The organism is Burkholderia sp. AU19243 (genome assembly GCF_018148075.1).
GTDB lineage: Bacteria > Pseudomonadota > Gammaproteobacteria > Burkholderiales > Burkholderiaceae > Burkholderia > Burkholderia latens_A.
In genome coordinates this window covers 313,038-325,777 of record NZ_JAGSTV010000002.1, presented here as the reverse complement: position 1 = coordinate 325,777, position 12,740 = coordinate 313,038, and the positions used below count along the sequence as shown (strand labels likewise).

Below are 12,740 nucleotides of genomic sequence, written 5' to 3'. Positions count from 1 at the left end.
CGTCGCCGGACGCCGCGTTTCAACCGACGATTACCTGCTGCCCCGGATTGATGTCGCCGGGGTGGCTCGCCAGATTCCGGTTCAACTGCAGGATCTCGTTGAACGCCGCGTCGATCCGCTGTCCGTCCGACATCCGCTGCCGTTCGTCCGCCGGCACGTGCGCCGCGTCGAGCAGCGTTCCCTCGTGATTTTCGGCGATCGTCCACAGCGAATCGCCGGCCACCACGTCGACGGTCAGCGGCGTCGGTGTAGGCGTCGTGCTCCGTGAACCCGCCGACGGCTGGGCCGGTTGCGATGGAGTAACCGTCGGCGACGCAGTCGCGCCCGGCTGCCGGGTCGCCGCCGTCGGGGCGGGTGCGACCGATGCACCCGCTGTCGGCGTCGCGCCGGCGGAACCCGACGGCGACGGTGTCAGCGTCGGCGTCGGTGTCGACGATGGCGATGACGATGGTGATGGCGACGGGCCAAGGCCGGGCTTCTTGTTCTTGTCGTCCGACCCGTCGAGCGCCTTGATGACACCGTACGCCTGCGTGATCGCAAAGATCCCGACCGGCAACAGCGCGACTCCGGTCGGCAGCCGCGCCATCCACGGCGTCGCATTCGGGAATTGCGAATGCAGCCGCCCGGCGCCCAGCAGCGCACCGGACATCGCACCGAGCACGCCCGTCATCCCGTCGCCGAACGTATGCGCGGCCATCGCGCCGTGAATGCCGGTCGCGAGGCCCACCGCGGAGGTCACGTAGTCGCCGGTCGCGCTCGCGAGCCGCGCGATCTGGCTGCGATTCTCCGCGTTCACGCCGCGCGCGCCGCCCTTGTAGACGATACCCGTGGAGGCGGCGCTGATGATCCCGCCCAACGCCTGCCCGCCGGCCAGCCAGTTGCCTTGCAGGAACTTGAAGCCGTTGATCGTGATCGTGCCGCCGTAACCGCCGAGCGCAAGCAACCGCCCGACGCGGCCGACCGAGTGCCGCGGGCTGCCCCGGTGCAGCAGTTTCAGCGACGTCCCGCCGACCACACCCTGCATCTGCCCGAGCATGTCGTCCGCAATCGCCTTCAGGTGCGTGACGGTCTCGTCGAACGTCAGCACGCCATCCTTGTTCAGCGCGCGCAGTTGCGCGGCCGCGGCCTTGCCTTCATGGGCGATCTGCTCGAGCTGCGTGCCGCGCGCGTCGACGTCGAACCCGTTCGCCTTGAGTTGTTTCTGCAGCCCGCGCACGAGCCGGTCGACGACGTGATCGAACACGCGCGGATCGGCGTTCTTCAGGCTCGCGACCGCGCCATGATGCAGCGCCTGGAACACGCGGCCGACCCGCAGCCCGGCATACAGCGAATTCGTCGCCGGGCCGACGAACGCGTTGCCCGTCGCTTCGAGCACGACAGCGCCGCTCGCGCCAACCGCCGTGGCCCCGGTCATGTCGGCGGCAATCCGCCGTCCCGACGGCGGCGGCCGGTGCGGGCCGATCGGCTCGTCGTGCACGCGCAGCGCATGCAGTTCGGCCTGCGCGCGCTTCGCATCGGGAATATCGACGTTGGCGAGCTGCGCGGTCTCGCGGCGGCTCGTGCCGATCGGCTTGGTGCCGTCGTTGATCAGCGCGGGATCGTGCACGACCGCACTCCAGTGCTCGAGCGGATTCGCGGTCAACGGCTGAGCGCGCGTGGTCACGCGATCGGGTATGCCGGCGCCATATGCGTCGAGCCAGCGCCTGGCGAACGAGCGCGCGCCCTTCTGCGTGGTGCCGCGCGGTTTGCGACCGTCGCCCTTCCAGTATTCCGTCGCATGCTCGATGGTCGCCTTGCGCGCCTGGTTCAGCCACACGGTCGTGTTGCCTTCGTACAGCTTGTGGCGCAGTTCGGCGATCTCGGCAGGCGTCATCCCGCGCTCGGCGCCGATCCGCTCGACTTCGGCGAACAGCAGTTGATGCTGATTCGCGAGCGTCTGCCGGTCGACCCGCTCGAACACGCGCGTGAGCGCGTCGGCGCCGTGCAGGCGATCGATGATCGACGGATTCTTGCGATTCTCGACGATCAATTTCGCGAGCGCGCCGGTCAAGTCCTGGTTGCCGATGAAGTCGGCGCCGTGCGTGCCGAACGACAGCCCGACGTGCACCCATTCGAGCCCTTCGCGCTCGAGCACCGCACGCAGCAGCTTCTCGTGCCCCGCGCCCGGCACCGACTCCGGCACCGCATCCCAGCCGTGGAACGTGATCATCACGTTCGGCGCGGTCTTGTCGGGGTTCGCGTTCGACCACTTCTCGAGCGCTGTCATGACCCTCACGTAATCGTGGTACGCGTGGTTGGTGCCCGACTGGTACCGGTAGTCGGTGCCGGACACGAGCGCGCGCGCCGGTGCGGTTTCGAGCCGGATCGCGAAGCCGGTGCGCGCCGCTTCGTCGAGCCACGCATGCAGGTGCGCGAGATGATCGAGCGCGAGCGCCTCCCCGTCCGTGCCGGGCGCCGGATGGATGACGCCGTTCTTGCCGTCGAACACGGCGTTCTTCTGGTCGCCGAGCGCCTTCACCGCACGCAGGAAATCCGGATCGTGCGCCTTGCCGAGCACGGCCGCGAGCAGATTCGGATCGACCACGAGCGTGACGACGGGCGTCACGCCGCCGTATTGCTCGACCATCTTGCGCATCAGCGCCGGATCGTCGCTGAGCGACAGCGAACGCGCCATCGGCACCATGCGGTCCTGCAGTGCCGGGTCCGAGCGCGTGAAGATCTGCTGGATCCGGTGATCCGCGACGGTCGCCGCGCCAAACTTGCGCGTGTGCGCGCGCAGCTTGCCGGGCACCGGCAGGAAGCGCGACGCCGACGTGGACACGTCGCGCGCGACATACAGATTGTTCAGCAGCGTGCGCCACATGCCCGGGTCGATCATCACGGCCTGCGGCTCGCCCTTCAGCACGAGCTTGACCTTCCCGGCGCGCTGCGCCTGCTTGTTGTAGGCCTCGATCTGATCGTGCGTCGGGAAATACTGCTCGGTCTTCGCCGCGCCGTTGCGCAGGTTGAACGCGACGACAGTCGACGACGACAGCCCTGGCTGGTACGGCTCGATCGACAGCGCCGCGGGCGCGGCGGTGCTCGCGTGCCGCAAACGATGCAGGTCGGCAAGCACCTCGTTGTAACGGCTGCGCGTGCGCGCCGCGAGCGCGCGGAACGGCGCCGACGATTGGCCGCGCGCTTCCGCATCGGACAGTTGCTCGCGCAGCGCCTTTTCGCGCGCCTGCAGCGCCGCGATCCGGGTCGGCCGCGTGCTGCGCAGAAACTCGCGCGGCCGCAACTGGGTGAGCAGGAAATGCACGTCCGTGCCGAAGCGGTCGTTGCCGATCGGCATTTCATCGAGGGACACGCCCTGGCGACCCAGATTGTTCACGTGCCTGATGTTGTCGAACCAGCGCATCTCGCCATTGCGCACCGCGATCACGCCGAGCGGATTGCCGAGCGACTCGGCCACCGCTCCGTCCGTCTTGAACACGTAGATCACGTGGCGATTGCCGTCGACCGCGCCGTTGCGGATCGCGGTCAGCAAGTGCGGCACGCTGTTGCCGCTGAAGTCGACCGCGTTGAGCACGGACTTCTCCGACGGCAGCAGGTGCGGATCGACCGGCACGCGCGGCGCCGCCTCATTGGCTCGGCCCTGGTCCGCGCGCGTCAGCGGCTGGCGCAGCGGCACCTTCGCCTGGAACACGTCGCCGAGCGTACGGCGCGGCGGCTTCTCCGCTGCTGCGGTGTCTTTCGTCGGCTTTAAGCCGCCGATGCGATCGACGATCTCCGGCTTCACGTCGCTGACGACGAAGCGGATGCCGCGCCGCGGCGACTGCAGTACCGGAATGCCGCCGCGCCGCCGCCGCCGGAACACCGTGCGCAGATCCTGCTCGGGAATCTCCGTGTCGCCGACCGACGCCTTCTCGTAATACTTCCATTCGTGGTTCGTGTTGCGCTCCGCATAGCCGAGCACCTTGCCCGTTTCCTCCTCGACCACGTGAATCCAGCGGCGATCGCCCTCGACCGCGCGCACGGCCTGACGCGGCCGCTTGAACCCCGGCGCATCGTGCAGTTTCACGACGTCCGCGGCGAGCGCGTTGTCGACCGGATGACCGGATGCTGCCACCGGCCACGACGACGTGCCGTCCTTCGTCTCGATCTTCGACGCGCCGCCGAACCGCATCAGCTCGTCGTGCGCAACCGGCGACACGTAGAAATCGAATTGCCGGCGTGCCTTGCGGCCGCTGGCGCCGGTCTTGACGAGCGCCTTGTTCAGATCCTTCGGCACGCGCGAGCCGTCCAGCATCCGCACAGGGCCGGGCACGCCATACTGATCGGTTTCGAGTACCGCGACGAACGTCGGCGCCGCGTGTTCGGCGCCCGTCTTCGGCGCATCGGCATGCGCGGTGATCAGCACGTGCGCGTTGGTGCCGAGCTTGCGCCCCAGTCCGTCAAGCGTCGGCGCATGCCGGCCGTCGACGCGCGTGAGCGTGCGCCGGCCGAGGCTGTCGAGCCACGTCGCGGCAACCGCCTGCGGATCGGTCGCTTCGGCGGGCGTCGTGCGTTGCGGCGGCGCAGGCGGATTCGCGTGTCCGGAGACGGTCGCGGGTGTCGCCGCGCCGGACGGGTCGCCGGCCGTACCGGCCAGGCGCCCGCCCGCCGGCCCCGCCGGCCCGAGCGTCGGCCACGTCGGCCGGCCGTCGTTCGCGCCGACCGCGCGCGTGCCGCCGGCATGCACCGCCGTATAGCCTTCCGGCAAGCCCGACCCGTCGATGCCGGCAAGCCGGTACGACACGGCGCCTGTCGCGGGGTCGCGGGTGCGCACCACATACATGTCGACGCCGGCCGGCTTGTACAACTCGCCGCCGTCGGGCGTCGCGATGCGCAGCGCGCGGGCCGGATCGTGACCGAGCGCCGACAGCAGCGCGACGTCGGTCGGTGCGGCACTTTCGACGGCGTCGAGATTCGCGGCCGCACTCGCCGCGACACGCTCCTGCGGCGTCAAATCGGGTTGTGCAAACGTCGTGGCATCCGGCAACGCGTCGGTCGGCACGTACGCGTGATTGCGCGGCCCGGTGTGTGCGCTGTCGAGCGCGTGCCCGAGTTCGTCCGGCGCGACCGTGCGCGCGCCTTCCGGCAGCGCGAGCCGCGCATCGGCCGCCGTGCGGCCCGGTGCATGCGTGACGGCCGCCGGTGCGTCGGGGACCGTGCCGCTGAACCGGAACCAGCCCGCCTCCGGATCGAGTGCGCCAAAATTGGTGCCGCTGCCGAGCACGTCACTGCCGTCGTGCGTGACGAATTCGACGCGCAGGTTCGTCAGCCCGGCCTCGTGGAACGCCTGCATCACGTCGTCGATGACGCGGGTCGGCTCGGCTTTGTCCAGGAACTCGCTCGGCCACCGCTGGCTCACCGTGCCGCCGGGCTGCGTCACGCGCGCCGCGTCACCGATTACGCCCGGCCGGTCGGCAAGCGCGGTACGGAACGGATGATCGAGCGTGACCGATTCGAACGTATCGTCGGGAATCGCGGTGAAGTCGTAGTCGGGATCGGCGAACGTCGGATCGGCCACGCGCGGCACCGTCGGCCGCGGCGGCCGCTCGCCGCTCGGGCGCGATCCGGCGCCACGCGTGCCGGCGGTGCTGGCGGTGGTTGGCGCCGCTTGCGCGTCGCCGCCGGCGGGGAACGCCGCGCGGCCCGCGCGCGCCGGATCGCCGCGGAAGCGCTGCATCGGCAGGCGATCCTTGTCGATCTGGCCCGTCAGTCGCGTGCCGCGCACGGTCGCCGAACCGTCGCGTTCGACGAGCAGGATGTCCGGCGGCGCCCAGACCGACGTCGGCCGGCCGGTCAGCTCGGACAGCCGCTGCGCGAGCGCCGCGGCGAAGGTGGTGCTGGCCGCGCGCACCTGGCCCGGCGCGATCCGCAACGGATCGTGCTTGTTCGATCCGCCGTAGCACGAATACAGCGTGACGTCCTGCTCCGGTTCGAGGTGCGGCGCGACGCGCTCGGCGACCTCGTCCGGCGTCAGCGGCCGTCCGTCCGGGCCCAGCATCGCGTCGGCCGAGATCCCGTGACCGAATACCACATGATGTCCGGGCGGCGACATCAGCCCGCGCGCGCCGACCGCGTGCAGCGGATCGTCGGCCGGCATCAGCAGCGTATCGGCCGGGCGCAGGAATTCGGGATGCTGGGTCGCGTCGATGCCGGTCACGTCGTCGAACCCGGGCTGCAACACGGACCGGCCGTGAATCGTCGTCGTGACGATTCCACCGTCTGCGACCTTGCGGTCGGTATAGACACGGCTCGTCTTCGGATAGATCTTTTCCGTCTTGCCCGACAAGCCGTCGTCGGCCTCCGCTTCGGCGGCCTGCTCGACGCGCGCGGCCCATTCGTCCGCCGTGTAGATCCGGTCCGGCGCGACTTCGACGAGCGGAATCGGTTCGTGGACGGGCGGTTCGCCCGCGTCCGGCTCGGGCGCGAGCCGCGGATGCGTGGAGCCTCCCGGCACCGTGTCCGGCCGCCCGGCATTGCCCGGCGCGCTGCGCGGGACACCGCCCGGCGTGCCGTCCGCGCCGCGCCGGCCGCTGTCTCCGTGCGGATCGATCTCCGCTTCGACCGGCTGCACCGGCTCGACCGGTGCGTCGCCATGGGCGGGCGCGTGGGTCGTCGGCTCGCCGCGCTGCGCGAACACCATCGGCGGGTCGCTCGCATCGGGCGCCTCGGGTACGTGCAGATAGAGCCGCGTTCCGACATCGGGATCGTTGGCCGGCACCTTGATCGACTCGTCGAGCGGATACAGCTCCAGTGCGCCGGTGCCGCGCACCGAGTTCGATGCGATCGACGCGATCACGGGCACCTGCAGCTCGTATGCGAGTTCCTGCGCGAACGAATAGCCGCCGGCACCGAGATAGCAGCCCGTCAGCAGCACGCCGTTGCCTTCCGTATAAGCCGGATCGTCGAGCAGCGCACACGCGAATTGCCGCGGCGACATCGTCTTGCCGCCCTGCGTGATCGCAGCGGAGCTGTCCAGGCTCACGTCGCGCGGCTGCGTGCCGTGCGATTCCGCGATATCGAAACCCGACACCTTCAGGAACTGGCGCGCAGTCGCGTGACCGAGCAGGTTCACGACGCTCGTGCCCGGCACCGGCCGCAGTTCCAGCGGATTGATCCGGATCGGCTGCGCGCCGCCCGGCGAGAACTTGCCGTTCACGTCGGGCTCGATCTCGAAGCGCGCGAGCCGGCGGTTCGGATTGGGCACGGCGCGGTGCCATCCGGTTGCGTCGTCGTCGCCGAGCCGGCCGAACACCGGCGCCTGGATCAAGTCTGCGAATTCCTGCAGCAATGCGGGGTCGGCGCCGCTGCGCGGCCCGTCGAGCGCGATCGGCGTACCGGGCGTATAGCCTTTCCATGCCAGCGCTTCCAGCGCATGCGTCATCTCGAGCGCGCTGGCAGGACGGTTGCTGCGCGGATTGATGATCGATCCCCGTCTCGTCAGCATCCGCCACACGTACACGCCGATCGGCACGCGCGCATCGCCCGTCGCCGTGCGGCCGCCCCACTGGTTCGACACCGGACGCGGCGCGACGCTGCTCCAGTCGACCGGATGCGCGCCCTGATCGATCACCGCCACTGCCGGCGAGAACCGGTAAGTGCGCGGGCCGCTGGTGACCGAATGGTCCGGCACACCGGCCTGGTCCGGCGCGCCTGGCTCGATCAGGATGCCGCTCGTATAGCCGGAATCGGGAGAACCGTCGGCGCGATAGCGAGGCGAACGCCACGCGACGAACCCGCTTGCGCCATACACGTCGACGCCGAGCACGTTCGCGAGCAGCTGCGCGAGCGGGCTCACGCGCGTGCCGGCGCCGCACGCATACAGAATCACCGGCGATTTGCCGTCCCAGCCGCTCTGGCGAATCATCTCGGCCATGTCGTCGGCGGTCATCGCCTTGCCGGTCGCGCTCGCGAACGCGTCGGCCCACGCGTGCGCATAGACCGCGAAGTATCCGGGCGGCACCGGCAACAGCGGCCGCTCGCCCGGCGGCAGCCGGTTCTCCGGCTGGATCGGATTGTCCGCATAGATCGCGAGGTCGGCCTCGCGGCGCGGATACGCGGCCCACTGCGTTTCGCTCATGCCGAACGACGCGTTGATCACGTCGACGCGCCGGCCGTCCTCGCTGCGGATCAGCGGCTTCTGCGGATCGAAGCCGTGCGGGTACACCACGCGCAGCGTGCGGTCGTACGCATCGTTCATCGACAGCACGAACGCACCGCCGGCGTCGGTCAGCCCGATATGACCGACGACCGCTTCCGGCGGCACCGTGCCGTCCGCGGCGAGCGCGCGCTGATCGACCAGTGCGATCCGGTAGCGGCCGCCCGCGACGCCATCGGCGCCGACCATCAGCGCATCGTGATACGTCGCGTAGCGCGTCACGCCGATCGTGCCGTCCTCATCCGGCGCGACGGCCGCGCGTGCCTGTTCATCGTCGACGGCTTTCGCGCGTCGCTCGTCGGCCTTCGCCGCGCTCATGTCCTTGAGCAGATCGCCCTTGTCGGTCGCGGGCAGGCCGTCTTCCTCCGGATTGCTCACGTTGCCTTCGGCGTCCTCGAGCGCATACACGTAGTATTCGACGTCCTCGAGATGATTGCCGCTCGAGATGATCCGCGCGACCACGTCGCTCAATATTGCCCGGTCGGCCGCGATGCGCGCGGGGATCTCCCACGACGCGGGACGTGCGCCGCTGGCCGGCACACCGGCTTCGGCAGGCGACGCTGCGTCGGCTGCGAGCGCGTCGGCGACGGCCGGCGTCGCGGCGCCTTCGACCGGTTCGCCATCGGGCGCGAGCCGCAGCGCGAGCGCATCGCCGTCCGGCGTGCCCTGCATGCGGCGTGCCCGCAGCCACGCGGCGACGCGCGCCCGCAGCCCCTTGTCGGCGGCGGCGACCGCGCTGCCTTCGTCGGCCGGTTCGCCGAAGCTGGCCGCCTGTTCCTCCGCGTGCTGCCACGGGTTGCCGATCTCGCCCACCGCGAGCCGCTGGTTCGCGAGCCCGTTGCCGTACAGCGTCTCGACGACGTTGACCGCGAGCGGGCGCGGCATCGCGGACGGTGCGGGCGTCTTCGTGATCGCGCGGATCGGCCGCTCCATCAGCGTGTGGGAGCCGAGGCCCATTTGCGCGACGCCGATCCCGAGGTTCAGCAATTGCTGCGCGCGATCGGAGTCGGACATCGCGTCCCAGTTCTTCACCAGCGACACGCCCTGGTCGGCCATCTGGTAGCCGCCGATCACGCCGCCGGTGACGTTGAACACGCCGGCCGTGCGGCCCGTCGTCTGCGCCATCGACTCGAACGCGTCGGCCTCCTGCGCGAACCGGCCGAGCCCCGCTACGTCGGCCGTCACGCCCTCGCCGCGCGACGCGAGCGTGAGCAGGTCCGACACCTGTCCGGTCGTGCGCAGCAGCGACGACGCTTCCGCGAGCGACTTCGCGGCCATGCCGAGCCCGCCGCCCGCGAAACCGGCGCCGCTGCCGATCAGGCTGATCCAGTCGCCGCGCGCCTGTTCGTTGCCGAAGCCGATCGACTGCCCGTGGTCGCTCAGATTCTTCAGGTCGCCCACCGCGGCCGTCGCGCCGACCGCCATGCCCACGCCGATCGTCGTCCATGCGGCGCCGAGCAGCGCGCCGCCCACCGGCGCGCCGATGCCGCTCGCGACCAGCACGACACCGCCGGCCGCCGCGAGAATGCCGGTGCCGATCTCGAGCGCGTGTTCGAGGTGCTGGTACCACTCCGTCTTGTGCGCGTCGATCGACTGGTATTGCGACAGGTCGCCGGCCGCTGCGTCGTTCATCAGGCTCTTCGGCACGTACAGCTTGCCGTCGTCGGACAGCGCGTTGTTGTGCTGGTAGTTGTCGACGCTGTCGTACTGCCAGCCGCGATCGTCGATCAGCTTGTACTGGCCCGGATGGCCGTCGACCTGCACCTTGAACAGCGCGCTCGGCGCGGTGCCCGATTGCTTCGACACGTAGTAGATCGGCACCAGCGACACCACCGCATGATCGCCGCCGACCTTGCGGATCTGATCGACCACGGCCTGGATCATCTGCGTCGCGGCCGAATTCTGCGCGTACAGCGAGTGGCTGTTGACGCCCGTGCCGTTCTGCAATTGCCCGTTGCTCACGATCAACTGCTCGAGCAGCGCCATCGACGGCACGTCGTTCCGGTCGGTCGGCACCGCAGCCGAATCGTCGGGCTGAATGCCGAGCCCCGCGCCGACGAAGTTCTTGAGCTGATCGGAATCGGTCGCGAACGTGTACGACTTGTCGCCGAGGTTCTTCTGGAAGTCGTCGAAATACGCCTTCAGCTGCTTGTCCGGATCGGTCTGGAAGAACTTGTAGCTCGCGCTCGCGGCGGCCTTTTGCTGCGTGTTCTGCGCGCTCTTCACGCCCTGGTCGTAACGCAGCTGGAAGTCGTTCGCGAAACCCGAACTGAACCGGTCGTCGTTCTGCATCTTCGACAGCAACGCCTTCGACAACGCCGGATCGACACCCGACGACAGCGCCTGGCGCACGCTGTCGAACCCGTAACCGGCGTCGCTGCCGCGCAGCGTGTAGATCAGCGTCTTCGCATTGCCGTTGGCGTCGAGCAGCCAGTTCGCGACGTCGTCCTCGCGCTGCACGGGCACGCCGCTCGCGGTCGGTTGCTGGTCGGCGAGCCCGACCGCCGTACTGAGGCCCTTGTAGAACTCGATGCCGTCGCCGTACGGCTGCGGCGTGCCCGTGTTCGACTGCGTCCACTTGTTGCCGAAATCCTTCTCGACGGTGTCGAGCACGGCGCCCGCGAATTCGGGCGGCGCGTTCGCGAGGATGTCCTGCATCCACTTGCCGACCTTGTCCGCATTCATCCGGCCGTCGGCGCGCGCCTGCATGCTTGCCTGATCCGTCGCGCGCGAATCGGGCTTCTGCATCAGCGGGTCGATCTGCGAATGGATGAACTTCGCGTCGAAGTGCGGCTGGCCCGCCTGCGTCCACAGCGCCTGACGCTCGTCCAGCGAGAACGACGCGTCCATGTTCGTCTTCAGCACCTGCAGCGCCGCGCCCGGATTGCTGCCGGGGTCCTGCATCAACTGCGCGACCTGCTGCTTCGTGTATTGCAGGCGCACGTCGGGGGCCGCCGCGAGCAGCGTCTGGATCTGCTGATAACCGGGATTGATCTTCTGCGCCTCGGCCGGGTCCTTCGCCGCCTGCGTCTGCGCCTGGGCCTGGGCCATCGCATACGCGAACACGCCGCCCGCCTGGTCGATCTTCGCGTTCAGCGCCTTCGCGTCCGCATCGCTCAGGCCGGCCGTGTCGACCTTGATGCCCGTCATCTTCACGAACGCTTCTGCGAGCGGATTCTGTTGCGCGAGCGCCCTCTCCTGCGGCGACAGCTTCGGATCGTTCGGATCGACGCTCACGCCCGTATCCTGCAGCAGCGCGAACGTGACGGGGTCGGACTTCGCGAGCTGCTTCATCTGCGGCGACAGCGACGGGTCGTCGGGGTTGATCGTCGCGATCGTGCGCTTGAGCTGGCTTTCCTCGCCGAGCGCGTCGACGAGGCCGGTGTACCACATGCCGTCGTGATTCTGCTTCACGGCCGCGACGACCTGCTTCTGCTCGTCGGCCGTGACGTACGTGAGCGCCGTGTCGTCGCCGCCCGTCACGACCTTGTCGTACTGGCTTTGCGCCTGCGACAGCTCGCGTGTGATGTCGGCTTCGTCGGCGCGGCGCGCACCGCCGGGCTCCTTTTGCCATGCCGCGTAGTCGGCCTTTGCGTCCTTCAGGCGCAGCGTTGCGGCCGCCGTGCCGTATTCGTGGCGCAACGCGGTGGTTAGCGCGGTGTATGCGTTGTTCGCGTTCGTATCCGCCGTGGCGGCCGCCTGGCGCACTTGCGCGCCGGCGTCGGGATCCGCGCGCCGGACGCCGCCCGGCAACGCGTTGTACTTCTGCACGTCGGCATGCGCGCCCTGGTCTTTCTGCATCGCCAGCGCGAATTCGAATGCCTTCTCGTTGGTTGCCCGCTCGGGCGCCGATTCGGCCGACACAGCCTTCTGCGCATCGTCGAGGACCGAGCCGAGCACGGGATCCTTCGGCGATGCGTTGCGCAGATCGGCCGCCACGCCCGCGATCGCCTTGTTCGCGTCGCCGCCGCCGTCGGCGGCGAAACGCATCTGGTTCTCGACGGCCGCCTGCACCGCGCCCCACGCGTATTCGGCCTTCTTTACCTGATTGTCGAGATCGGCCTGCGACGCGCCCTGGTCGTGCAAACGCTTGAGCGTCGCCATTTCGGCCTGCGCAATTTGCAGCAGACGCTGCGTCTCGGCCTGCGCGGCCGCGAGCGCCTGTTGCTCCGGCGTCTGGGCCGGCGGATTGCTGCCGGCCCCGTTGCCGGGCGCCGGATCGTTGTCAGTCTGCGGCTGCGGCACACTGACCGGCCCGCCTCCGCCCACAGCCATCAACACCATGTCCGTTCTCCCGCGGTTCGCGCGACGTGCCGGCACGGCGGCAGGCGGGCCGCACGCAATGATCCATTGTGCCGAACGGGATCGCGGAGGAAATGCGCGTATTACGTAGTCGGCACGCGGCTGGCGGCGGTGCGGGCAGACGCATGCTACGAACCTGCCGTCGCCAGCGGCCCTGCAAACGCAATCGGCAAAATTTGCTGATTGGGCCGATGCGCGCGCTGCGGTCCGTATGCCGGCGGCTGCCAATGCCGTCCGGGTGCGGCGC

The 12,740-nt window shown here is 69.6% G+C and carries 1 protein-coding gene; it reads right to left on the bottom strand.

Going from position 1 to position 12,740, the window contains the following annotated elements:
- Window positions 1-19: 19 nt before the first annotated feature.
- Window positions 20-12,475, bottom strand: coding sequence for an LWXIA domain-containing protein (locus tag KDW55_RS04840; protein ID WP_212197884.1), 12,456 nt, complete (start codon window positions 12,473-12,475; stop codon window positions 20-22).
- Between the last annotated feature and the right edge of the window lie 265 nt (window positions 12,476-12,740).